The organism is Bacillus sp. FSL R5-0416, from assembly GCF_037975425.1.
In the GTDB taxonomy this organism is placed as follows: Bacteria; Bacillota; Bacilli; order Bacillales; family Bacillaceae; genus Bacillus; species Bacillus subtilis.
Map to the genome: position 1 here is coordinate 959014 of NZ_CP150252.1, position 23993 is coordinate 983006.

The following is a 23993-nucleotide window of genomic DNA, read 5'->3' on the forward strand; positions in this document are numbered from 1 at the left end:
ATGCTTACGCTTCTTTAGTAACGTTAGCAGCTTGTGGTCCGCGGTTTCCTTCAACGATTTCAAAAGAAACAGCTTGGCCTTCTTCTAAAGTTTTGAAGCCTTCGCCTTGAATAGCAGAGAAATGAACGAATACATCGTCTTGACCTTCTACTTCGATGAATCCGAAACCTTTTTCAGAGTTGAACCATTTTACTTTACCTTCTAACATGAAATTTCCTCCTAAAGCGATCATAACGCTTAAATTCACTATTCTTGCTCTTAACAAACTTTCAAGACGAAAACTCTTACAAAACTTTCTTCTTAAAGATAGTTCGAACAAAAATAATTACCTTTACTCTACCAGTAATCTTCAGAAAAAACAACTGCTTATTGAAACTTTTTTCGGAAAATACCATATTTATTTTTCAATTTGATATTTATTTGCGGTAATTCATCTGCTTTCTCGATATGTGATCATACGTTTGCCTTAGTATTCCTTCATTTTGGGAAGATAAGTAATAGGAATTGACAACCTTATTGGATATGAGTAAGGTAAAAGTTAATCAATATTACAAATGACAACGTTTATCAACTAAGAGAGCGTATGATTTTTATGTCTGATATTGCTTGCATGCTCTAATACATAGATAGGAGTATGGTCACAATGAAAAAGTGGCTTATATGCAGTTTCGTCCTTGTTCTTCTCGTTTCATTTACTGCATGTTCACCGTCTGCAGAACATGAATCGATAAAAATCGGGATTGCTGAGTCTGACGGGGCAATATGGAACTATATTGCTCAAAAGGCTGAAGAGGCAGGGCTGGATATTCAGCTGATCCCTTTTTCTGATTATGCGGAGTCTGATATCGCACTTGCTAACAAAGAAATTGATGCCAACGCCTTTCAAACCATTTCATATTTTCAGTCGTTCACCCAAAAATACAAACTTAATTTGACGTCGCTCGGGACGACATACATAACGCCTATGGGCATTTATTCAAAACGATATGACCGAATCCAAGATATACCGCGAGGAGCTGTCGTTTCTGTTCCGGATAGAGCGTTCGATTTTGGCAGGGCGCTTACGGTGCTCCAGGAAGCGGGTTTGCTAACGCTGAAAAACGGATTTAACGGAACAGGTTCAGTTGATATGATTAAAGATAATCCGAGACACCTGAAATTAAAAGCTGTCCGGCAACAGGATGCAGTGAGCGGTGCCGACGTGTTTGTCATGAAACCATCAGAAGCAAAAAAAGCGGGCCTGAACCCGAAAAAGCATACGCTAAAGAGCGGCGGACTCATGTCTGAGGAAGAGATGAATTTGATTGTTGTCAGAGCGGAGGATCAAGACCGGGAAGCGCTGCAAACCATTCTTGAGCTTTATCAAGCTGATGATACAGCGGCATTTATAGAAAAAGAATATCAGGGAGATCTTGTCCCGGCTTTTCTGCCTTTGAAACGTCTTTCAGATTGGAAGAATGAATTCGAACATTGAATTCATTCTTTTTTTTCTGAAAAACACACTCTGTTCCGTCCCGTTTCTTTCGCTTTGTAAAGCATTTGATCGGCAAGAATGGGCAAGGATCCTGGCTGTTCCGTATTATTGGGGTAATGAGCGGCTCCTAGTGATATCGTAACTGAAAGCTCTTCGCCGTTTGTTAATACAATCGGTGCATCGCTTACAGCGCTCCTGATCCGTTCAGCGATTCGGGCTGCTTTATCAAGAGAACAGTTCGGCAGGAGAACGGCAAATTCTTCACCGCCGATCCGAGCGGCAGGATCTGTATTTCGGATGCTCTGCTTCAGACGTAACCCCAGCTCTTTGAGCACCTGATCTCCTTCATGATGGCCATATTGGTCATTGATGGTCTTAAAATGATCGATATCCATATAAATCAGTGCAAATTGAAAATGCGGGGTATCGGCCGCCTGCTGATACAGAGCTTTTGTGGTTTCTTCAAACTTTCTTCGGTTATACACGCCTGTTAAAAAGTCAAAGTGCGCCTGAAACTTATATTGTTTAAAAAGAAGATGTGCATTTGTTTCATGATCAATAATATATAAACTGAGCATGCCGCCCGCTATTGATATGATCCAAAAATACAAATGAAGTTCGTATGAATGTAAATCTATAAGAAAATAAAAGGAAAAGGAGATCAAGCTATTTGTGATGATTAAAAGATAGAAAGCATGTTTTAGTTGAACTTTTTTTCTTCTAGAAACAATGAGTGACGGAATGGCAGCGATACAAATGATAATAACCGAGTATAGTGCAGATGTGTTCATCGTAATCAGCAAGCGGCCTGCAGTGATCATGGCCAGGGCCGTTGCCGTTGATACCCAGCCTCCATAAAGAGCGGCAATCATAATAGGGATATTTCGAAGATCAATAATTGAATGCTGATAGGTAAATCCAAAAACCATCAGAATAACCCCGAGCAAACCGCAGGCCAGTCCTTTAACAGCTTGAAAGGATATGCTGTCTTTTTTATGTACTAGCCTTTCTTTAAACAGGTGGGTGAAGAGATAATTAAATGTGATTAAAATGGTCAAATTTACAAACAGTTCTTTCAGCAAATATTATCACCCTTATATAAGGTACTAAAGATGGAAGGGAAAGAAAAGAACAAAAAAGGCATTATATAAGGTTTTTTTACTTGAATTGATAAGTTAAAATAATTCGCACTTGACCCATCGGAATTAGTGTAATATAGTAAATGAGAAAATTTGAAGGGAGAGTTACCTGCTTTGGAGACTTTACTGGTTGTATTACATGTATTTATTTTATTTTTACTTATCTTAGGGCTCTTTGTTATGCAGAAAAAACATGTTTCCTTCTCTAAACGTGTATTTACTGCGCTGGGGCTGGGGATTGTATTCGGATTTGCTCTTCAGCTGATTTACGGCCCGACTTCAAATATAGTCATTCAAACAGCCGACTGGTTTAATATTGCCGGGGGCGGATATGTCAAATTGCTTCAAATGGTTGTCATGCCGCTCGTCTTTATTTCGATTCTCGGCGCATTTACAAAGCTGAAGCTGACAAAAAATCTTGGGAAAATCAGCGGTTTGATTATCGGGATTTTAGTAGCAACAACAGCTGTTGCTGCAGCTGTCGGTATCGCGTCCGCACTTTCATTTGATCTGCAGGCGATTCAGGTTGACCAAGGAAGTACAGAGCTTTCACGGGGACAGGAGCTTCAGCAGAAATCAGAGGATATGACAGCGAAAACGCTGCCGCAGCAGATTGTTGAACTGCTGCCTGGAAACCCGTTTTTAGATTTCACGGGAGCTAGACCGACTTCAACGATCGCTGTCGTTATTTTTGCCGCTTTCCTTGGAGTGGCATTCCTCGGCGTAAAACACAAACAGCCGGAACAGGCAGAAACATTTAAAAAACTGGTTGATGCCGTTTATGCCATTGTTATGCGTGTTGTCACACTCATTTTGAGACTGACGCCTTATGGGGTGCTGGCCATCATGACAAAAACAATTGCAACGAGTGATCTTGACAGCATTCTAAAACTGGGCATGTTCGTGATTGCTTCATATGCCGCGTTAATCACTATGTTTATCATTCATTTGCTGTTGCTGACGTTCAGCGGCTTGAATCCGGTGATTTATTTGAAAAAAGCGGTGCCTGTACTTGTATTTGCATTTACGTCAAGGTCTAGCGCAGGTGCTTTACCGCTGAATATTAAAACACAGAGAAGCATGGGTGTACCGGAGGGAATCGCAAACTTTGCCGGTTCATTTGGTCTTTCGATCGGCCAAAATGGATGTGCCGGCATTTATCCTGCGATGCTGGCGATGATGATTGCTCCGACTGTCGGCCAAAATCCATTTGACCCGGTGTTTATTATCACTGTTATCGCAGTCGTTGCCATCAGCTCCTTCGGGGTTGCCGGAGTCGGCGGCGGAGCGACATTCGCGGCGCTTCTTGTTTTATCATCATTAAACATGCCTGTCGCGCTCGCCGGTTTGTTAATCTCAATTGAACCGTTAATCGACATGGGGCGTACTGCTTTGAATGTCAGCGGAAGCATGACATCCGGTCTTATTACAAGTAAGGTCACAAAAGAAATTGATCAAGGGGCATTTCATGATCAATCCAGAGTGATTGAAGCTGAAGAAGCGTAACATATGAAAACGTGTAATCCGACAGGGATTACACGTTAATAAGACCCATGAACCTTGTAATATAAAGGTTTCATGGGTTTCTTTTTCTCATTTTTGGGGAAGATCAGCCGGCATTGCTGATCAATGGATTGATTTAATTGAAATGAAAATTGCTTTTTTAACGAGTATTCATGGTATCTTGGAAGACGCCAACTAATCTGAGGCACACATAAAAGATTCCTGCTAGACGATGAGTATCCAAATCTAATTCAATCGTGCTTCATTGAATTAAAAAAGTTCATAATGAACCTCTTCGCATTATTTTTCTATTAACATTGAATACTTTCGATACACTTTATAGAAACTGGCCGCAAATAAAACAACCATAAGGGCGGGAAGCGACCTCAAAAGAGCAAATGGAGTTTCAAATAAAAATGCTTTCCAAAACCATTCACCTTTCATACTCCAAAGACCTTCAGTTAAATATAAACCTGAATCCTTATAGATCATATAAGAAAAAAACAAACACATGAAACCTAAACCAGAAGAATAATTCATCAATCTTTTATAATAATTACTCTTTGATTGGCGATCCGAGAAGATTTCATTTTGACCATCATCTTCTTTTTGCCAATATCGAATCCCACTAAGCCAAGGGCCATTTATATAATTCCAACCGAAGTCTTCATATATCGCTTTGTAATCTTTGAACTTTTTCTTTGGTAAAATATCTTGGTAATCCAGTCTGATCACATATCTCTTGTCGGTTTTTACGAAAGTGTATATTCCTAATCCACTAATATTTGTACAACGATAGCCTTTTTGTAATTGCTCGTTCAGCCATTGTTCCTCTTTTTCAATATCAAAAAACATCTTAAATTTCTTCATTCGATTCACTTCCTTCGTACAAGGATAAAATATGCAATAACCTATCTTGTTCCATTTTTAAAATGGCGCTTCCTTCTTCAGTTATCATGTAAACTTTTCTCCGGCCTGACTCTCCAACAGGTTCAATCCAACCATGCTTATTCAAGTTTTCAATTGCACCGTATAATGTACCCGCTGCTAAAATAACAGTACCGTTACTTATCTTTTCTATCTTCTGCATTACGGCATAGCCATGGAGCGGCTCACGCAGAGCTAATAAAATATAATGCATGGTTTCAGACAATGGTAATAATTTGTGTTTCATATCTGCACCCTCTATTCAGTTCGACTATATAGTTCAACTTAATAATAATGTAATACAGTTCAACTGAATAGTCAATAGCATTTTACAACGCTCGAGTAAATTCTTAATGTTGAGTGTTGAAGCAAGAAACAAAATGAAAAGTATTCTGCCTTTTTCAGCTTTAGATGAGTAATGAATCAATAAAGATTGCTTCGGATAGAGTGGCAGCACAAACAAAAAAATCCTTCAAACGTTCTCATTGAACGAAAGAAGGATTTTTTTAGCTCATCAATTGTACTCCAAATAGGCGGAAAAATATAGAAAACAAGAAGTTTAGAAAAAAACACCTTAAAGGCAATATCTATTTGAGCCCTTATGCAATCCGACAGGTTACACGTTTTTTTAACGGCCGGGTTCTAAGTCCTCCAGCATTTCCATCATCGTGTTGTCGTCCATGACATTCATTGCGCTTTGTTCAAAATGGATGGGTTCAGCATAATGCGGCTGTCTTTTTTTCGCGGCTGTCTCAGTTTGCCTAGTTTGAGACTGTGTATGCTGATGCTGTGGTTGCTGCTGTCCTGCGTGCTGGTGCTGACGGCCATTTTGCCGCTGGCTTTGATGCTGCGAACGGTCCTGGTTATCACCGCTGCCGCCGCCAAATGCTTGTTTGACTATGTTTCCTACATTAGAAGCATCAAACGTGTTATTTTCTGAATTTCGTCTGTTCATTTGTCCTGTGATAAACCCGCTGATTCTGTGGCGGATCTGAGGTGATAATGCAGCAATAAGCATAGTTGATCCTATGATCAATGCTGCGGGGCTGATTCCTCTTCGCTGGTTGAACAACATGATCCCTCCTTTGCAGTGTATTCATATTTTCCCCCTCATTAGACAAATTAACCGTTATATTTCCCGGGAAAGCATTTCCTCCAGATTTGCATGCATAATTAAAGCCAGTTAGAAAAACCTATACGTAAAGTGATAAAGGAGGAATTCACATGCTTGGAAAAAAACAAGTCCTTGCGTCTGTGCTTCTTATCCCTTTGCTTATGACTGGCTGCGGTGTGGCCGACCAAGGTGAGGGCAGACGTGATAATAATGATGTAAGAAATGTAAATTATCGAAATCCGGCCAATGACGATATGCGCAATGTAAACAACCGGGATAATGTTGACAACAATGTTACTGATAATGTCAATAACAATAACAATCGTGTAAATGACGATAATAACAACGACCGGAAACTCGAGGTTGCTGATGAAGCAGCTGATAAAGTAACAGACCTAAAAGAAGTAAAACATGCCGATGTCATTGTTGCTGGAAATCAAGCTTACGTTGCAGTCGTTTTAACTAATGGAAATAAAGGTGCAGTAGAAGACAATTTGAAGAAAAAAATAGCCAAAAAGGTAAGATCTACTGACAAAAACATTGATAATGTTTACGTTTCAGCTAACCCTGATTTTGTAGAGCGTATGCAAGGATATGGAAAGCGCATTCAAAATGGTGACCCAATCGCCGGATTATTTGATGAATTTACACAAACTGTACAGCGCGTATTCCCTAACGCTGAATAAATAAAAAAAGCCGCACAATTTGTGCGGCTTTTTCTTTGCGTTAATGACACACTGCGAACTCAGGCTGCATAGAGTAAAAATAAAAAGGTACAAGACGGACCGGCTCAGGGAGGGAGACGTTTGCGGGATGGCATAGGAAAGCGTGCGGCATCCGCTCTATTCCTGTGCGGAGTCCTTGTGATGCTGGCTGTAAGCTCAGCCATCGTATCAAGCGCGATGTATATCCTGTCTTTTCCAGGTCAGGCATCTGGAATAACAAAAGAACAAGTGACGAAGCACATGAAGAAAGAGTCATTCAAACAGGCCGATATTTATTACACTTCTAAGGAAAAGTCCTTACTGCCATTGACGAAAGAAACGCTTGAATATGCGGTCAGTATTAATCAGATTATGATTGGATATTCGAATCAAAAGCCTATTGACATTATTTTTTTTCCTAATGAAAAACAGATGGAGGCTTACTCCGGTTTATTGGATGTAGTCGGTTTTTATTCTGAGCGGGAGCAGTTGATTGGACTGTTGCCTGAAGAGAAAAAGAAACTGTTAGAAGGGGACGAGGTAGCGGTTTATTTGTACCAGAGATTGTTGATTCATGAATACTCGCACCATGCGTTTCATCAGAAATTGAAGGAGCTTGAGACGGATCCCGATGAGTTTCCGTTATGGTTTCATGAAGGGTTAAGCGAGTGGATTGCGAACTATGAATTGCTCATAGATCCGATCACGTTTTCTGTCGTGCCCTTTGACCGTTTGCAGACTGATCGAGACTGGCAGGAAGCCAGAGCCGAATATGACACTGATGTCTATTTGCAAAGCTTTTATATGATCGATGAGCTGACCGGCAAATATGGGAAAGACATTATTTCAGAAATGATTAAGGAAACAGCAAAAAAAGGGGACTTTGAAAAAGGGTTTAAATCAGCAACAAAGGAAAGTCTTGATCATTTTGAAAAGGATTTTAAGAAGAAATTTGAAAAAAACAGTGCGGCATTGGATAGTATCTATCCAATGCCTTTGTTATTAGTGAAGTCCTTGCTGACCCATTCCGCCTTGTGTCGGAGGCATTTGTCCTTGGGCAGGGGCGAATGAATTTCTCAGCTGTTCCATATCCTGCGCATCAAGCTGAGGAACCTGGTAATAGCCGTGTTTGTTTTGGTATAGGAAAATTTCAAATGCCATTTCAACATACTCCTGAATTTGCGCAGACAGTACGCGTCTTACGGCCGGATTTGTCATTTCCAGAGAAGCCATCGTCAGCATAGAAGCTTGTGCTTTAATCGCGCAAAGCATTTGTCGGCTGATGATGCTGTCATCAATATCATTCATGGATTGAACAGGTTTTTTAGGCTGTGACGGCTGCATGCCGTAAACAGTCTGGTTGTCTTCCTTCATCATATAAGTTGCTGTTTTTTGTGAAGGTTCGCTTCCTGTTTTGAAGCATTCTGCAGTTATATTGTATTGAGATGTGATGAATTGATGTTGACGATCAAGGATGTTTAATAATTCTTGATCCTTACAGAATTGTCTCAGCATCATAAACTGATCAAGCACAGTAAGTGTTCCGGAAAGCACCTCATGCATATCAAACATTTCATGTCCGCCATGGTTTTTATGCGGTTTGCCAGGAATACCTTTGTTCATTTGGGATTGCTGCTGCTGATTGAACTGATCCAAACCGAATTCCTCCTTTTTTTTCAGATCAGCTGTATTTTGTGTCAGTCTGCCGCTTATTATGCAGAAGCCTGAAAGGAATTATATGCTGTCTGTCGAAATGATAGACAGACAAAGTCATTGTCATTATGTGTATATTAAGGGAGGAAATATGATGAGGCGTATTCTGCATATTGTGTTGATCACAGCATTGATGTTCTTAAATGTAATGTACACGTGCGAAGCTGTAATAGCAGCTGAACCGCAGCAGCCTATATCAGTTGAGAAGGCAATACAGCAAAAAGAAGGACAGGCGCTTATCGAAGGATATGCAGTCGGCCAGGCTGTTTCCCCGCAGCATTATAAGCTGACAAGTCCTTTTTCAAATGATTATAATGTCGCGCTGGCAGACCGTAAAAACGAGACATCGCCTGATCACATCCTTCCTGTGCAAATCCCCTCCGCCTTCAGAAGCCAATTTGGGCTGCAAACCAATCCGCTTCTTCTTGGGAAAAAGATAACGGTTCAAGGAAAGCTTGAAAATTACTTTAACACGACAGGACTTAAAAACGTTCAGTCGATGAACGTAACCGATGACACGAAAACTCCGCCGGCTGAACAGCCAGTGACCATAAATGAAGCCCGGGGAAGGCTGAATGAAGAAGTAACGATAAAAGGGATCATTACAGCTGATCAAAACGCAATCGGAGGCGGGAAGCTGTCGACCTTTTTGCAAGATGAAACCGGAGGCATTAACATTTATTCGCCATCCCCTGAACAATTTCCCGAATTAAAAGAGGGTATGGATGTCACGGTGACAGGGAAAATCGCGTCTTACCAGGGGCTGAAAGAAATCGTTCCAAGCTCATCAGGCATCAAAATCAACCAGTCAAACCAATCCCTCCCCGCCCCCAAACACTTAACAATCAATGAACTTATTAACGGCAGCCTAGGTGATCAGTATGAAGGACGCCTTGTAAAACTAACCGCTTTTGTTTCCTCAATTCCAAGTTCTCCTGCCGGCGGCGGTTACAATGTAACAATGATTGATGACGACCATCATGCAATGACGCTCCGGGTTATGAATGAAACAGGGGTGATAAACGAGCTTGATGAGGGCAAATGGTATGACTTTACCGGTGTGTTAAGCAGATACCAAACCTTTCAGCTGCTTCCGCGAAAATCGGCTGACCTGAAGCTGCTTGAAGAGCAGCCTGCACCTCCGTCTGCGGAGGGAGAATATGAAGGGATTGTTGACCGGGTCGTTGACGGCGATACCATTCATCTCAAATCTCCGGTGCTTGGCACGACAAAAATCCGGTTTGTAAATGTAGATACACCCGAAACATATCACACACCAAAAAATGACGCAGATGAAAATCAATTAAGATTTGGCAAAAAAGCATCTGACTATCTAAAAACGGTTCTGTCCCCAGGTGATAAAATTACTGTCAAGGTCGGAAGTGAAGCCAAGGACAGCTATGGCAGACTTCTCGGACAAGTCATAACCGAATCAGGATCAAACGTGAACTTAGAGCTTGTGAAAAATGGATATGCTCCGACGTATTTTATTTGGCCGGTTGACAATGAAGAGGATTACCAGCAGTTTCAGGCCGCAGTAGCCACTGCAAAAAAAGACCAAAAAGGAATCTGGAATGAAAACGATCCGCTCATGGAAATGCCGTTTGAATTCAGAGCCAGAGAGCAAAGGAAAGGCTTGACAAGATATGTAGGGGATTCGTCGAATAAAACATATGTGCAGCCAGCTGACTGGAAGAAGGTAGCTGTGGAAAACAGAATTTTCTTCGCTTCAGCAAGTGAAGCGGAGAGCGCGGGATATAAAAAAAGGCAAACGGCACCTCAAGAACATGTGCCGCTTAGAATTCTCAGCATGAATGATTTGCATGGCAAAATTGATCAGCAATATGAGCTTGATCTTGATGGAAATGGAACTGTAGACGGCACGTTTGGACGCATGGATTATGCCGCCGCATATTTAAAAGAAAAAAAGGCTGAAAAGAAAAACTCGCTGATTGTGCACGCAGGAGATATGATCGGCGGAAGCTCTCCAGTTTCCTCTCTTCTTCAGGATGAACCGACTGTAGAACTGATGGAGGACATCGGATTTGATGTCGGAACCGTGGGAAACCACGAATTTGATGAAGGCACGGATGAACTGCTGAGGATCTTAAATGGCGGTGATCATCCGAAAGGCACAAGCGGTTATGATGGACAGAACTTTCCCCTTGTATGTGCCAATTGTAAAATGAAATCAACTGGAGAGCCCTTTTTGCCGGCTTATGACATCATAAATGTGGAGGGCGTACCCGTTGCTTTTATCGGAGTTGTCACACAGTCGGCAGCTGGCATGGTTATGCCTGAAGGAATAAAAAATATCAAGTTTACAGATGAAGCAACAGCGGTGAATAAGGCGGCCAAAGAGCTGAAGAAAAAAGGCGTGAAGGCCATCGCGGTTCTCGCACATATGTCAGCTGAACAAAACGGCAACGCCATTACCGGTGAGTCCGCTGATCTTGCAAACAAAACAGATTCTGAAATTGACGTGATTTTTGCCGCGCATAATCATCAGGTTGTTAACGGTGAAGTGAATGGAAAACTGATTGTTCAAGCGTTTGAATATGGAAAAGCGATAGGTGTCGTTGATGTAGAGATCGATAAAACGACAAAAGACATTGTCAAAAAGTCCGCGGAAATCGTATATGTTGATCAAAGTAAAATCGAACCGGATGTCAGCGCGTCAGACATTTTAAAGAAATACGAAACAATTGCGGAACCGATTATCAGCGAGGTAGTCGGCGAAGCCGCTGTTGATATGGAAGGGGGGTATTCAAATGACGGCGATACACCTCTTGGAAACCTGATTGCGGATGGTATGAGAACTGCCATGAAAACGGATTTTGCCCTTATGAATGGCGGCGGCATACGTGAAGCGCTGAAGAAGGGCCCAATTACGTGGGGAGATCTTTACAATATTCAGCCATTTGGAAATGTGTTAACGAAGCTTGAGATTAAAGGAAAAGATTTAAGAGAGATTATCAATGCTCAAATCTCGCCGGTTTTTGGGCCTGACTACAGCATCAGCGGGTTTACGTATACGTGGGATAAAGAAACCGGAAAAGCAGTTGATTTAAAAATGGCAGATGGCACCGAGATCCAGCCCGATGCCACATATACATTGACTGTCAACAACTTTATGGCGACGGCGACAGGGACCAAATATCAGCCAATCGGACTGCTGGGAAAAAATCCGGTGACAGGGCCTGAGGATTTGGAAGCGACAGTTGAGTACGTGAAAAGTTTTGATGAGCCAATTGCGTATACAAAAGAGGGAAGAATTAAGCTTGCTGAAGCCAGTGATATTGAAGACCCTGTAACAGAAGACCCTATTACGGAAGAGCCTGGAGATGATCCGGTGACGGAGGATCCGATTAAAGAGGATCCAAGGCCAGGTGAAGATTTGCCTGATATAAAAGAAACTCCGGGAACAGCACCGGTTCATCAGCTGCCGCCTTCAGCCATTTCGAGATTCAATGAAATACCAATCAACAACACAAAAAACGCTGATACTGCTAATAGCATCAGCACATTGCCGTTACGAAACGAGGGCGGGGAAAGCGGGTCTGAGCATCCGCTTCCAGATACATCAGCAAACTACTATAACTTTATCGTAATCGGTGCGGCGGTGACATTGTCAGGAACTTATCTATATGTCAGAAGAAAAAGGAGCGCCTCCAGAACGTGAAAAAAGTTATTCCACTATTCATCATTGCTGCCGGCCTATTGATCGCAGGCTATGGAGGCTTTAAATTGATCGATACGAATATGAAAACAGAACAGACATTAAAAGAAGCAAAACTGGCGGCTGAAAAGCCGCAGGAACTTTTGGGGACGAAAAATAGCACAGATCAAGCAAAGAACAAAGCATCATTTAAGCCTGAGACCGGCCAAGCGAGCGGCATTTTGGAAATACCGAAAATCAATGCAGAGCTTCCGATCGTGGAGGGCACTGATGCTGATGATTTAGAAAAAGGTGTCGGGCATTACAAGGACAGCTATTATCCTGATGAAAACGGACAAATTGTGCTGTCGGGGCATCGGGATACCGTGTTTCGCCGGACGGGAGAGCTGGAAAAGGGGGATCGGCTCCGCATTCTCCTGTCATATGGAGAATTCACATATGAAATTGTAAAAACAAAAATTGTCGATAAGGATGACACATCTATTATCACGCTCCAGCATGAAAAGGAAGAGCTGATTCTGACGACCTGTTATCCGTTTTCATACGTCGGAAATGCCCCGAAGCGCTATATTATATATGGAAAACGAGTGACTTAAAAAGCCGAGGCAGTGCCTGCGGCTTTTCTTCATGAAAAATATGTGCGACAAAGGTTTTTCATATCAGCAGGGAAAGGGGCTTCAGCAACTATGAGCTCGTCTGTTATCGGGTGAACCGCTTGTACTTTATTGGCGTGCAGTGCCTGCCTGTTTAGCAGCTTGCTCCCGCCTCCGTAAAGCGAGTCTCCTGTCAACGGATGGCCGAGGCTCGCCAGATGAACACGGATTTGGTGTGTTCTGCCTGTTTCCAGCTCTAATTCAACGAGCGACAGCCGTTCTTTCGCATTGCTGGCCATTACCTTGAAATGAGTGACGGCTGTTTGCCCGCCTGGTGAAACCCGGCGTCTTGTCGGGTGTGATCGGTCTCTGCCGATTGGTGAATTAATTGTCCCTTTTTTCGTCCGTAGCTTACCTTCAGCGATGGCGGTATACGTACGCTTCAGCGTCTTTTTCTCTAACTGCTGGTCTAAGATGGCGTGTGCCAAACGATGCTTGGCAAAAACGATAGCGCCAGATGTATCCTGATCAAGACGATGGACGTGGCGCACCTTACATGTTTCGCCATTTATCTGATAATGATAAGCGATCAAATTAGCCAGTGTGCCGGTTTGCCCATCCTCATTCGGATGCGTCGCGATGCCAGCGGGTTTATTGACGATGAGCATATGATTGTCCTCATATAAAATATCAAGCTCGCCATACTCCGGAATGACCGAAGATGCTTCACTTTCCTGAAGATCAATGAACACACGGTCTCCCTTTTTTACAATCATATTGTTTAAGACGGATTCGTGATTGACCTTTATCTGTTGATGGGACATCCAGTCTTGTATCACTGGTTTAGAAGCTTTGAGCGCTGTTTTGAGTACGGAAAACAGCCATTGGCCGTCCTGTTTTTCATTGATGAGGATCTCAAGCCCTCTGCCTTTTTGGTTCATGTTAAATGGCTCCTTTTCGAAGCGGAAGGCTGCTGTTTCTCATAGGAAACACTTACCTTAGCTTTCGCGTTTTTTTCTGTGCTATTCTTGAGTAAGACTTAGGATATTCGATGGCAAGAAAGGTGATTGACGTGAGAATTGTGAACGCAGCAACTGCAGAACAGGAGAGCTTTATCAAGGAGCTGTCTATGGAGCTGATCCATGATGTATTTCCTCTTTATTTCTCCGAACTGGACATTCAGCGCTTTAAAAAGAAAGGCGTTCTGTCTTTAAATAACCATTATTACCAAGGAACATTAAAAGAAGCATTTCAAATTATGGCTTGTCTGCAAATGATACATATTATCCTGACCAAGCCTTCGCCGCACTCTGATTTGAGTGATCAGGCGATTTTTGAAAAAAACAGCAAGATGCTGAATGATTTTGGGATTTATTTTCCGTTTGCTTTTTCTGACTTTCAAAAGAAGACTAACAAAGCCTTTTTCGGTCAAAGAAGGCTGATATAATCATGTGGCAAGAGCTTTTCTATTTTTAGAAAAGCTCTTTTTGTATCAGAGAAATCATATCATAAAACCTTTCCTCTAACTCCCTTTTTAAACGGCTCGTGTCTGAACATACTAATGATTGAAAGGGGTGCTGACAATGAGTTCAGTTAAAGATACAATGACAACGCAGGTGGCAACCGTTTCTCCGAATCAAACGATTCAGGAAGCGGCTTCTCTAATGAAACAGCATAACGTCGGGGCGATCCCCGTTGTAGAGCAAGGTGTTTTAAAAGGAATGCTGACTGACCGTGACATTGCATTAAGAACTACAGCTCAGGGCCGTGATGGCCAGACACCCGTTTCAGAAGTGATGTCAACAGAACTCGTATCAGGAAACCCTAATATGAGTCTGGAAGACGCGTCGCAGCTGATGGCCCAGCACCAAATCCGCCGCCTTCCTATTGTAGATCAAAACAATCTAGTCGGGATCGTTGCGCTTGGAGACCTGGCAGTCAATCAGATGTCGAACGAGTCTGCGGGATCAGCGCTGACAAACATTTCTCACCAAAACATTCATTAATAAGAAAGAGCTTGCAGTGTGCAGGCTCTTTCTTCACATAAAACCTTACTTTTTGAAAGCAGACTTGTTTCGGGGTATAGTTGAGTGTATACATATGTCTCAATTCGGACTAAAGGAGTTGTACCCAGTGATTAAAGCGTTAATTTTTGATTTTGACGGGCTTATTCTAGATACAGAAACACACGAATATGAGGTTCTTCAGGAAATATTTGAAGAGCACGGCTCAGTGCTGCCGCTATCTGTCTGGGGGAAGGTCATCGGAACTGCTGCGGGTTTCCGGCCATTTGACTATTTAGAAGAGCAGATCGGGAAAAAGCTGAACCATGAAGAGCTCACACAATTGAGAAGAGAGCGGTTCGCCAAACGCATGGAAACAGAAAAAGCGAGACCTGGTGTCGAAGCGTATTTGAATGCGGCAAAGGATTTAGGCTTAAAAATAGGCCTTGCCTCCAGCTCTGATTATAAATGGGTTTCCGGCCATTTGAAGCAAATCGGCCTGTTTGATGATTTTGAAGTTATTCAAACGGCTGATGATGTGGAAGAGGTGAAGCCGAATCCTGAACTCTATTTATTGGCGGCAAAGAACCTCGGGGTATCGCCAGCGGAATGTCTCGCGTTTGAGGATTCTGTCAATGGTTCGATTGCTGCGAAACGTGCAGGCATGAAGTGTGTCATTGTCCCGAATAAAGTAACGGGTACCTTGATGTTTGAAGACTATGATCACAGGCTTGAATCAATGGCGGAGATGGAGCTCGCCCTATTGCTTGATCATCTGAACTCACAAAACTAGAAAGGAGCGAGTAGGTTGTCTGAGAAATTAGATTTGACCCGGTTTGAAAAGAAAATGGTGATCCGCAATATCGAAGAGAAAGACATCGACAAGATTATCGATCTTCAAAAGGACTGCTTTCCAGGAATGGAGCCTTGGAAGCGGGAGCATTTAATCAGCCATTTGGAGCATTTTCCAGAAGGGCAGTTTTGTGCAGAATTCGAAGGTGAAATTATCGGTTCGTGCTCAAGTCTCCTGATTAACTTTGATGAATATGATGACCGTCATACATGGCAGGACATTACAGATGACGGTTATATCACCAACCATAATCCTGACGGCTTGAATATGTATGGAATTGAAGTCATGGTGGACCCGAAGTACAGACGAATGAAGATTGGCCACCGTTTGTACGAGGCGAGAAAGGACTTAGCCAGACGCTTAAACCTGAAAAGCATCATCATAGGCGGACGGATTCCAAACTATCACAAATATGCAGAGGAAATGACAGCGAGAGAGTATGTTGAACAGGTGACACGCCACCAAATTTACGATCCGGTTCTTTCTTTTCAGCTGATGAACGGCTTTACCCTTATGCGAATTAACCCGAACTATCTCCCGGATGATACAGCTTCGATCAAGTATGCGACGCTGATGGAATGGAATAATGTGGATTATCTACCGCAGCAGACAAAACGCTATTATAAATCGGCGTTCCCTGTTAGAATTTGTGTGATCCAATACGAAATGAAGAAAATTTATTCCTTTGAGGAATTTGCGAATCAAGTAGAATACTATGTCGATGTTGCTTCCGACGCAAGATCTGATTTTGCGGTGTTCCCGGAAATTTTTACAACCCAGCTGATGTCCTTCCTTGAGGAACGGTCACCGAGCTTGGCGGTGCAGAGAATTACCGAGTATACAGAAGATTACATCAGCCTGTTTACTGACTTGGCTGTGAAGTATAACGTCAACATTATCGGCGGATCTCATTTCGTCGAAGAGGAAGGCAAGATCTATAATATCGCTTACCTGTTCAGACGGGACGGAACGATCGAGAAGCAATACAAACTCCATATTACGCCGAATGAACGCAAATGGTGGGGGATCAGCGCAGGAGACCAAGTTCGTGTGTTTGATACGGACTGCGGGAAAATCGCGATCCAGATCTGTTATGACATTGAATTTCCTGAGCTTGCCCGGATTGCGGCTGATAAAGGAGCCAAAATCATCTTTACGCCATTTTGTACAGAAGACCGTCAAGGCTATCTGCGTGTCAGATACTGTTCGCAGGCTAGAGCGGTTGAAAATCAAATATATACGGTTATCTCTGGAACGGTCGGAAACCTTCCGCAAACGGAAAACATGGATATCCAATACGCCCAGTCAGGCATCTTTGCCCCGTCTGATTTTGAATTCGCTCGTGACGGCATTGTCGGCGAAACAAACCCGAATATTGAAATGGTCGTCATCGGCGATGTTGACCTGGAAATTCTCAGAAGACAGCGCCAAAACGGTACAGTGCGCCAGCTAAAAGACAGACGGCGTGATATTTATCATATTCAATATAAAAAATAATTCCCAAAAAACCTGCCTGAATTGGCGGGTTTTTTAAAACAAAAGCGGAATTGTTTAGGTGCTATCTTTAAAATAAAAGTAGGTATAGTGGAGGTGCCTTATAGAGTTTCTGTATTTTCGCCATTTCCTATATCATACAGAAAACGGCTAGGCTTCACATTGCTATTGCAATGGCTGTCCAAGTTGTTTCGAGTGCGACCTTTATCAGTACGATGCTGAGCATTGTCACTTTGCCTGTTTTGCTTTGGAAGCTGCATCCTCTTTCTTCTTGAGAAAGGGGATGTTTTATTATTTACGCGGTTTATTGACTCTGACCCGGTCTGGCTTTATATTGAAGGCAGGGAAATCATCACCAAGACATCACATAAAGAGAAGGTCTGTTTCAATTGAATTGGCATTATAGGGAACGCTAATGAAATGGAGATGATGGGGATGGAAAACATTCAGCAAAATCAGGGATTAAAGCAAAAAGATGAGCAATTTGTGTGGCATGCCATGAAGGGAGCGCATCAAGCAGACAGCCTGATAGCCCAGAAGGCCGAGGGGGCCTGGGTAACCGACATAGACGGACGCCGCTATTTGGATGCGATGTCCGGTTTGTGGTGCGTCAACATTGGTTACGGCAGAAAGGAGCTTGCGGAGGCTGCCTATGAGCAACTAAAGGAGCTGCCTTACTACCCGTTAACGCAAAGTCACGCACCCGCAATTCAACTGGCGGAAAAGCTGAATGAATGGCTTGGCGGCGATTATGTTATCTTTTTTTCCAACAGCGGATCGGAAGCAAACGAAACTGCTTTTAAAATTGCCCGCCAGTACCATCTGCAAAACGGCGACCACAGCCGTTATAAATTCATCTCAAGATATCGGGCATACCACGGCAATACATTGGGAGCGCTCTCAGCTACCGGACAGGCGCAGCGGAAATATAAATACGAGCCTTTGAGCCAAGGATTTCTGCATGCAGCTCCGCCAGATATATACCGGAATCCTGATGATGCAGACACGCTTGAAAGCGCAAATGAAATCGACCGCATCATGACATGGGAATTAAGCGAAACGATTGCCGGGGTCATTATGGAGCCCATCATTACAGGCGGGGGCATCCTAATGCCGCCGGACGGATATATGAAAAAGGTGGAGGACATTTGCCGGCGCCACGGAGCCCTTTTGATTTGCGATGAAGTGATCTGCGGGTTTGGACGGACAGGTGAGCCGTTCGGGTTTATGCACTACGGTGTGAAGCCTGATATCATTACGATGGCAAAGGGAATCACAAGCGCGTATCTGCCATTGTCAGCGACTGCTGTGAAACGGGACATTTTCGAAGCGTATCAAGGGGAAGCTCCTTATGACCGTTTCCGCCACGTAAACACGTTCGGCGGAAGCCCGGCTGCCTGTGCTTTGGCGTTGAAAAACCTGCAAATTATGGAGGACGAACAGCTGATTCAGCGATCCCGCGATCTTGGAGCAAAGCTTTTAGGTGAGCTTCAAGCTCTGAGAGAACACCCGGCAGTCGGGGATGTTAGAGGAAAAGGGCTGCTGATCGGAATCGAACTCGTCAAAGACAAATTGACTAAAGAGCCAGCTGATGCCGCCAAAGTAAACCAAGTGGTTGCGGCGTGCAAAGAAAAAGGGCTGATCATCGGCAAAAACGGCGATACAGTCGCCGGCTACAACAATGTCATCCAGCTTGCGCCGCCATTTTGTCTGACAGAAGAGGACCTTTCCTTTATCGTGAAAACGGTGAAAGAAAGCTTTCAAACGATATAATATAAAAGTGAATTATTAAAGGAGCACATGATGAGTTTTCACAACCAGCCGATCTTACCGGCTATTCGCAATATGAAGCAATTTGATGAGTTTTTGAGCAGTTCGTTCTCTTACGGTGTTATTCTTGATATTCATCTCGGGCAGCTGAAGGGCGTGATCAAAGAAGCGCAAAAGCACGGAAAGAACATGATGGTGCACGTCGATCTCATTCAAGGGATTAAGCATGACGAATACGGTGCGGAATTTATATGTCAGGATATCAAGCCCGCTGGGATTATTTCCACAAGATCGAACGTGATTGCCAAAGCGAAGCAGAAGAAAATTTATGCCATTCAGCGCCTGTTTTTGCTTGATACAAGCGCGATGGAGAAAAGCATGGAGTTTATCGGCAAGCATAAGCCTGACTTCATCGAAGTGCTTCCCGGCATCGTTCCGTCACTCATTCAGGAAATAAAAGAGAAAACAGGGATTCCCATCTTTGCCGGGGGTTTCATCCGTACGGAAGAGGATGTAGAGCAGGCATTGAAAGCGGGGGCTGTAGCTGTCACAACATCTAATACCAAATTGTGGAAAAAATATGAAAACTTTTTGACGGAAAGTGATTGACACCGCTTTCATGCACTGATACAATTGCACTAGGTTAATACATTGTGATGGAGAACTCGGAGACCACAGCAGCTCTTTACGGCAAATGTTTATGCACCCGTAAAGCGGTTTGTTGTGGTTTTTTTATTCTCTTCTTCTCTATCATGCTTTTTAATCGTGACTTTAGGAGGAATGTGCTATGACAGCATTTTGGGGAGAAGTCATCGGTACGATGCTGCTTATCATTTTTGGTGCAGGTGTTTGTGCAGGTGTCAATTTAAAGAAATCGCTTTCATTCCAGTCTGGCTGGATTGTTGTTGTATTTGGATGGGGATTGGGTGTTGCCATGGCGGCATACGCGGTTGGCGGCATCAGCGGTGCCCATTTGAATCCGGCGCTAACGATAGCGCTTGCATTTGTAGGAGATTTTCCTTGGACAGAGGTTCCGGTTTATATTGCGGCGCAAATGATCGGAGCGATCATCGGTGCGGTGATTATTTACCTGCATTACCTCCCGCACTGGAAGTCAACGGATGATCCCGCTGCCAAGCTGGGTGTTTTCTCAACAGGGCCCAGCATTCCGCATACATTTGCAAACGTTTTAAGCGAAGTGATTGGGACATTTGTCCTTGTACTTGGAATCTTGGCCATTGGGGCAAATCAATTTACAGAAGGACTTAATCCTTTAATCGTCGGTTTCCTCATTGTAGCAATCGGTATTTCTCTGGGAGGCACCACCGGCTATGCTATCAATCCTGCACGTGACTTAGGTCCGCGGATAGCCCACGCTTTTCTTCCGATTCCGGGGAAGGGCTCATCAAACTGGAAATACGCATGGGTTCCGGTAGTCGGCCCGATTTTAGGCGGATCATTCGGCGGCGTATTTTACAACGCTGCATTTAAAGGGCACATCACAAGCAGCTTCTGGATTGTAAGCGTTATATTGGTTGTGGTATTGTTAGGACTCTATGTTTATACGAAATCACATTCTGCTAAAACATTATCAAATTCTAAATATATTTAAACAAAGGGGAGACATCTTATGGAAACGTACATTTTATCCTTAGATCAGGGGACGACAAGTTCAAGAGCGATTCTGTTTAATAAAGAAGGCAAAATTGTCCACTCTGCTCAAAAGGAATTTACACAATACTTCCCGCATCCTGGCTGGGTTGAGCATAATGCCAATGAAATTTGGGGCTCTGTCCTCGCGGTTATCGCCTCAGTCATCTCTGAATCAGGAATCAGCGCTTCTCAAATTGCCGGCATCGGCATCACGAACCAGCGCGAGACGACGGTTGTGTGGGATAAAGATACAGGAAGTCCTGTCTATAATGCAATCGTTTGGCAGTCCAGACAGACGTCCGGCATTTGTGAGGAACTTCGTGAAAAAGGATATAATGATAAATTCAGAGAAAAAACTGGGCTTTTAATCGATCCATACTTCTCCGGCACGAAGGTGAAGTGGATTTTAGACAATGTGGAAGGCGCGAGAGAAAAAGCGGAAAAAGGCGAGCTGCTGTTTGGAACGATTGATACGTGGCTCATTTGGAAAATGTCAGGCGGAAAAGCGCATGTGACCGATTACTCCAATGCCTCAAGAACACTGATGTTTAATATTTACGATTTAAAATGGGACGATGAACTGCTCGACATTCTAAGCGTACCGAAATCCATGCTCCCTGAAGTGAAGCCGTCCTCTCATGTGTATGCGGAGACTGTTGATTATCACTTCTTCGGAAAAAATATCCCGATTGCTGGAGCGGCAGGCGACCAGCAGTCCGCATTGTTCGGCCAGGCATGCTTTGAAGAAGGCATGGGGAAAAACACTTACGGCACAGGATGTTTCATGCTGATGAATACCGGGGAAAAAGCAATTAAGTCCGAACATGGGCTTTTGACAACAATCGCTTGGGGCATTGACGGAAAAGTGAACTATGCGTTAGAAGGAAGCATTTTTGTCGCAGGCTCTGCCATCCAGTGGCTTAGAGACGGTTTGAGAATGTTCCAGGATTCATCGCTAAGCGAATCTTATGCAGAAAAAGTGGATTCAACTGACGGCGTGTATGTCGTTCCGGCCTTTGTCGGACTGGGAACGCCTTACTGGGACAGCGATGTGCGCGGTTCGGTTTTCGGCCTGACAAGAGGGACAACAAAAGAGCACTTTATCCGTGCGACACTGGAGTCATTGGCTTATCAGACAAAAGATGTGCTTGACGCAATGGAAGCAGATTCAAACATTTCATTAAAGACGCTTCGTGTAGACGGAGGAGCTGTAAAAAACAATTTCCTAATGCAGTTCCAAGGAGACCTGTTGAATGTTCCTGTGGAGCGCCCGGAAATTAATGAAACGACTGCACTTGGCGCGGCTTATTTGGCAGGTATCGCTGTGGGATTCTGGAAGGACCGTTCTGAAATCGCGAACCAGTGGAATCTGGATAAACGGTTTGAACCTGAATTAGAAGAAGAAAAACGAAATGAGCTGTATAAAGGCTGGCAAAAAGCCGTAAAAGCAGCTATGGCTTTTAAATAAAGTAATACTATGGTATAATGGTTACAAGTTAATAAGAACGGTCCTGAGATGAGGAGAGACCACAGCACCAAAGTGTAAGCATGCACTTTGGCTGTTGTGGTCTCTTTTTCTATTTACCGTGACAACAAGGAGGAAACGTAATGATGAAACATCAATTTTCAAGTCTTGAAAGAGATCGCATGCTGACAGACATGACGAAAAAAACATATGACCTATTTATTATCGGAGGAGGAATTACAGGAGCCGGAACAGCTCTTGACGCGGCATCAAGGGGAATGAAGGTCGCACTAAGCGAAATGCAGGACTTTGCGGCGGGAACATCAAGCCGATCAACGAAGCTGGTACATGGCGGCTTGCGCTATTTAAAACAATTTGAAGTCAAAATGGTCGCTGAGGTAGGAAAAGAGCGGGCGATTGTGTATGAAAACGGCCCGCATGTCACTACACCGGAATGGATGCTGCTTCCGTTTCATAAAGGCGGCACATTCGGTTCATTTACAACATCTATTGGGTTAAGGGTTTATGACTTCCTTGCAGGTGTGAAAAAGTCAGAACGAAGAAGCATGCTTTCAGCAAAAGAAACGCTGCAAAAAGAGCCTTTGGTGAAAAAAGACGGCTTAAAAGGCGGCGGGTACTATGTGGAATACCGCACTGACGATGCGAGACTGACCATTGAAGTCATGAAGGAAGCGGTGAAATTCGGGGCAGAGCCTGTGAATTACTCCAAAGTGAAGGAGCTTCTTTACGAAAAAGGCAAAGCCGTCGGCGTATTAATTGAAGATGTGCTGACAAAGAAAGAATATAAAGTGTATGCGAAAAAAATTGTCAATGCTACAGGCCCTTGGGTCGATCAGCTCAGAGAAAAAGACCATTCGAAAAACGGAAAGCATTTGCAGCATACAAAAGGCATTCACCTTGTATTTGACCAGTCTGTCTTTCCGCTGAAACAGGCTGTATATTTCGATACACCTGATGGCCGGATGGTATTTGCGATTCCTCGTGAAGGCAAAACATACGTGGGAACAACAGACACTGTTTACAAAGAGGCGCTGGAGCATCCGCGGATGACAACGGAGGATCGTGATTATGTCATCAAATCAATCAATTACATGTTCCCGGAACTGAATATTACTGCGAATGACATCGAATCCAGCTGGGCGGGGCTGCGTCCGCTGATTCATGAAGAAGGCAAAGATCCTTCTGAAATTTCACGGAAAGACGAGATTTGGACATCTGACTCAGGCCTGATCACCATTGCCGGCGGAAAACTGACTGGATACAGAAAAATGGCGGAGCACATCGTTGATCTTGTCCGTGATCGCTTAAAAGAAGAGGGCGAAAAGGATTTTGGACCATGTAAAACGAAAAACATGCCAATCTCTGGCGGGCACGTCGGCGGTTCGAAAAATCTTATGTCCTTCGTTACCGCGAAAACAAAAGAAGGAATTGCAGCCGGTTTATCAGAAAAAGACGCAAAACAGCTTGCGATCAGATACGGCTCTAACGTAGATCGCGTCTTTGACCGGGTAGAAGCGCTGAAAGATGAGGCCGCGAAACGCAACATTCCGGTTCATATTCTTGCTGAGGCAGAATACAGTATAGAAGAAGAGATGACTGCAACCCCTGCTGACTTCTTTGTCCGCAGAACGGGACGTTTATTTTTCGATATCAATTGGGTAAGAACATATAAAGATGCCGTTATTGATTTTATGAGCGAGCGATTCCAATGGGATGAGCAGGCGAAAAACAAACATACAGAAAACCTCAACAAGCTTTTACACGATGCGGTCGTACCGCTTGAGCAATAAATCATAACGGGCTGTCTGCAGCCCGTTATTTCTTTTTACGTGCCGAAAGGGCCAGATCTCAGGTTATCAAGTGACAGAGGCACCCGCTTCATATAAAA

Annotated in this window: 22 protein-coding genes and 1 pseudogene; 16 read left to right on the forward strand and 7 right to left on the reverse strand. The window is 43.6% G+C overall.

Annotated elements, in window-relative coordinates; translation table 11 throughout:
- Positions 1-4 precede the first annotated feature (4 nt).
- Positions 5-208, reverse strand: a complete 204-nt coding sequence (cspB, locus tag NYE20_RS05015; RefSeq protein ID WP_003224086.1) for a cold shock-like protein CspB — start codon at positions 206-208, stop codon at positions 5-7.
- Positions 209-643: 435 nt separating this feature from the next.
- Between cspB and NYE20_RS05020 the strand changes: the two genes are divergently transcribed.
- Positions 644-1474: a MetQ/NlpA family ABC transporter substrate-binding protein gene (locus tag NYE20_RS05020; RefSeq protein ID WP_339184675.1), complete on the forward strand. Its 831-nt coding sequence runs from the start codon at positions 644-646 to the stop codon at positions 1472-1474.
- Positions 1475-1476: 2 nt separating this feature from the next.
- Here NYE20_RS05020 and dgcK read toward each other — a convergent pair whose 3' ends face one another.
- Complete coding sequence (gene dgcK, locus NYE20_RS05025) at positions 1477-2556, reverse strand: diguanylate cyclase DgcK (protein WP_021479688.1); 1080 nt, start codon at positions 2554-2556, stop codon at positions 1477-1479.
- A 171-nt stretch (positions 2557-2727) separates the two neighbouring features.
- Here dgcK and tcyP point away from each other — a divergent pair, with 171 nt between their 5' ends.
- Both tcyP and NYE20_RS05035 read left to right on the forward strand, forming a co-directional pair.
- Positions 2728-4119 carry an L-cystine transporter TcyP gene (gene tcyP, locus NYE20_RS05030; RefSeq protein WP_003244685.1) on the forward strand — a complete coding sequence of 464 codons (1392 nt, stop codon included), beginning with the start codon at positions 2728-2730 and terminating at the stop codon, positions 4117-4119.
- A 106-nt stretch (positions 4120-4225) separates the two neighbouring features.
- Positions 4226-4312, forward strand: a pseudogene (locus NYE20_RS05035) (hypothetical protein); the annotation flags it as partial.
- 104 nt (positions 4313-4416) lie between these two features.
- Here NYE20_RS05035 and NYE20_RS05040 read toward each other — a convergent pair.
- The 3 genes from NYE20_RS05040 to NYE20_RS05050 all read right to left on the reverse strand — a co-directional run bounded on the left by NYE20_RS05040 (position 4417) and on the right by NYE20_RS05050 (position 6118).
- Entirely contained in the window at positions 4417-4986 is a 570-nt protein-coding gene (locus NYE20_RS05040; protein WP_041851042.1) for a DUF2812 domain-containing protein, read from the reverse strand.
- On the reverse strand, positions 4973-5290 hold the full coding sequence (locus tag NYE20_RS05045; RefSeq protein ID WP_021479686.1) for a helix-turn-helix transcriptional regulator: 318 nt from the start codon (positions 5288-5290) through the stop codon (positions 4973-4975). Before NYE20_RS05045 ends, NYE20_RS05040 begins: the two co-directional genes overlap by 14 nt.
- A gap of 381 nt (positions 5291-5671) precedes the next feature.
- Positions 5672-6118, reverse strand: a complete 447-nt coding sequence (locus NYE20_RS05050) for a hypothetical protein (RefSeq protein WP_038829229.1) — start codon at positions 6116-6118, stop codon at positions 5672-5674.
- A 149-nt stretch (positions 6119-6267) separates the two neighbouring features.
- On the opposite strand from NYE20_RS05050, the gene NYE20_RS05055 reads away from it, so the two are divergent.
- Together NYE20_RS05055 and NYE20_RS05060 are read left to right on the forward strand one after the other, a co-directional pair.
- Complete coding sequence (locus NYE20_RS05055; protein WP_038829230.1) at positions 6268-6843, forward strand: YhcN/YlaJ family sporulation lipoprotein; 576 nt, start codon at positions 6268-6270, stop codon at positions 6841-6843.
- Between the two features lie 120 nt (positions 6844-6963).
- Positions 6964-7932: a hypothetical protein gene (locus NYE20_RS05060; RefSeq protein ID WP_041851041.1), complete on the forward strand. Its 969-nt coding sequence runs from the start codon at positions 6964-6966 to the stop codon at positions 7930-7932.
- Here the strand turns inward: NYE20_RS05060 and NYE20_RS05065 are convergent.
- On the reverse strand, positions 7864-8517 hold the full coding sequence (locus NYE20_RS05065; RefSeq protein ID WP_009966881.1) for a spore coat protein: 654 nt from the start codon (positions 8515-8517) through the stop codon (positions 7864-7866). The two genes, NYE20_RS05060 and NYE20_RS05065, sit on opposite strands and share 69 nt — an antisense overlap.
- Before the next feature lie 82 nt (positions 8518-8599).
- On the opposite strand from NYE20_RS05065, the gene yhcR reads away from it, so the two are divergent.
- Positions 8600-12256: an endonuclease YhcR gene (yhcR, locus tag NYE20_RS05070; protein ID WP_339184683.1), complete on the forward strand. Its 3657-nt coding sequence runs from the start codon at positions 8600-8602 to the stop codon at positions 12254-12256.
- Positions 12253-12849, forward strand: a complete 597-nt coding sequence (gene srtA / locus NYE20_RS05075; protein ID WP_003233407.1) for a sortase SrtA — start codon at positions 12253-12255, stop codon at positions 12847-12849. Before yhcR ends, srtA begins: the two co-directional genes overlap by 4 nt.
- 29 nt (positions 12850-12878) lie before the next feature.
- Here srtA and NYE20_RS05080 read toward each other — a convergent pair whose 3' ends face one another.
- Positions 12879-13787, reverse strand: a complete 909-nt coding sequence (locus tag NYE20_RS05080; RefSeq protein WP_003233404.1) for an RluA family pseudouridine synthase — start codon at positions 13785-13787, stop codon at positions 12879-12881.
- 110 nt (positions 13788-13897) lie between these two features.
- Between NYE20_RS05080 and NYE20_RS05085 the strand changes: the two genes are divergently transcribed.
- The 9 genes from NYE20_RS05085 to glpD all read left to right on the forward strand — a co-directional run bounded on the left by NYE20_RS05085 (position 13898) and on the right by glpD (position 23895).
- Positions 13898-14293 carry a YhcU family protein gene (locus NYE20_RS05085; protein WP_003233401.1) on the forward strand — a complete coding sequence of 132 codons (396 nt, stop codon included), beginning with the start codon at positions 13898-13900 and terminating at the stop codon, positions 14291-14293.
- Between the two features lie 136 nt (positions 14294-14429).
- Positions 14430-14852: a CBS domain-containing protein gene (locus NYE20_RS05090; RefSeq protein ID WP_003245462.1), complete on the forward strand. Its 423-nt coding sequence runs from the start codon at positions 14430-14432 to the stop codon at positions 14850-14852.
- 127 nt (positions 14853-14979) lie between these two features.
- Complete coding sequence (locus NYE20_RS05095) at positions 14980-15642, forward strand: HAD family hydrolase (protein WP_003233396.1); 663 nt, start codon at positions 14980-14982, stop codon at positions 15640-15642.
- Between the two features lie 15 nt (positions 15643-15657).
- Entirely contained in the window at positions 15658-17199 is a 1542-nt protein-coding gene (locus NYE20_RS05100) for a bifunctional GNAT family N-acetyltransferase/carbon-nitrogen hydrolase family protein (RefSeq protein ID WP_032725279.1), read from the forward strand.
- A gap of 417 nt (positions 17200-17616) precedes the next feature.
- Positions 17617-18969 (forward strand): aspartate aminotransferase family protein, encoded by a 1353-nt coding sequence (locus NYE20_RS05105; protein WP_003233390.1) that lies wholly within the window; start codon positions 17617-17619, stop codon positions 18967-18969.
- 27 nt (positions 18970-18996) lie between these two features.
- On the forward strand, positions 18997-19575 hold the full coding sequence (gene glpP, locus NYE20_RS05110; RefSeq protein WP_080121267.1) for a glycerol uptake operon antiterminator GlpP: 579 nt from the start codon (positions 18997-18999) through the stop codon (positions 19573-19575).
- A 178-nt stretch (positions 19576-19753) separates the two neighbouring features.
- The gene (gene glpF, locus NYE20_RS05115) at positions 19754-20578 is read left to right on the forward strand and encodes a glycerol uptake facilitator protein GlpF (protein ID WP_161621448.1); all 825 of its coding nucleotides are present in this window, start codon (positions 19754-19756) and stop codon (positions 20576-20578) included.
- Positions 20579-20596: 18 nt separating this feature from the next.
- Positions 20597-22087, forward strand: a complete 1491-nt coding sequence (gene glpK / locus NYE20_RS05120) for a glycerol kinase GlpK (RefSeq protein ID WP_128746991.1) — start codon at positions 20597-20599, stop codon at positions 22085-22087.
- A gap of 140 nt (positions 22088-22227) precedes the next feature.
- On the forward strand, positions 22228-23895 hold the full coding sequence (gene glpD / locus NYE20_RS05125) for a glycerol-3-phosphate dehydrogenase (protein WP_021479678.1): 1668 nt from the start codon (positions 22228-22230) through the stop codon (positions 23893-23895).
- Positions 23896-23993: the final 98 nt, after the last annotated feature.

Excerpts from the sequence above, each read along its gene's own strand:
- cspB (WP_003224086.1), bottom strand. The coding sequence starts at position 208 with ATGTTAGAAGGTAAAGTAAAATGGTTCAACTCTGAAAAAGGTTTCGGA.
- NYE20_RS05020 (WP_339184675.1), top strand. The coding sequence starts at position 644 with ATGAAAAAGTGGCTTATATGCAGTTTCGTCCTTGTTCTTCTCGTTTCA.
- NYE20_RS05040 (WP_041851042.1), bottom strand. The coding sequence starts at position 4,986 with ATGAAGAAATTTAAGATGTTTTTTGATATTGAAAAAGAGGAACAATGG.
- NYE20_RS05045 (WP_021479686.1), bottom strand. The coding sequence starts at position 5,290 with ATGAAACACAAATTATTACCATTGTCTGAAACCATGCATTATATTTTA.
- NYE20_RS05050 (WP_038829229.1), bottom strand. The coding sequence starts at position 6,118 with ATGTTGTTCAACCAGCGAAGAGGAATCAGCCCCGCAGCATTGATCATA.
- NYE20_RS05055 (WP_038829230.1), top strand. The coding sequence starts at position 6,268 with ATGCTTGGAAAAAAACAAGTCCTTGCGTCTGTGCTTCTTATCCCTTTG.
- yhcR (WP_339184683.1), top strand. The coding sequence starts at position 8,600 with ATGCTGTCTGTCGAAATGATAGACAGACAAAGTCATTGTCATTATGTG.
- NYE20_RS05080 (WP_003233404.1), bottom strand. The coding sequence starts at position 13,787 with ATGAACCAAAAAGGCAGAGGGCTTGAGATCCTCATCAATGAAAAACAG.
- NYE20_RS05085 (WP_003233401.1), top strand. The coding sequence starts at position 13,898 with ATGGCAAGAAAGGTGATTGACGTGAGAATTGTGAACGCAGCAACTGCA.
- NYE20_RS05090 (WP_003245462.1), top strand. The coding sequence starts at position 14,430 with ATGAGTTCAGTTAAAGATACAATGACAACGCAGGTGGCAACCGTTTCT.
- NYE20_RS05105 (WP_003233390.1), top strand. The coding sequence starts at position 17,617 with ATGGAGATGATGGGGATGGAAAACATTCAGCAAAATCAGGGATTAAAG.
- glpP (WP_080121267.1), top strand. The coding sequence starts at position 18,997 with ATGATGAGTTTTCACAACCAGCCGATCTTACCGGCTATTCGCAATATG.
- glpF (WP_161621448.1), top strand. The coding sequence starts at position 19,754 with ATGACAGCATTTTGGGGAGAAGTCATCGGTACGATGCTGCTTATCATT.
- glpK (WP_128746991.1), top strand. The coding sequence starts at position 20,597 with ATGGAAACGTACATTTTATCCTTAGATCAGGGGACGACAAGTTCAAGA.
- glpD (WP_021479678.1), top strand. The coding sequence starts at position 22,228 with ATGATGAAACATCAATTTTCAAGTCTTGAAAGAGATCGCATGCTGACA.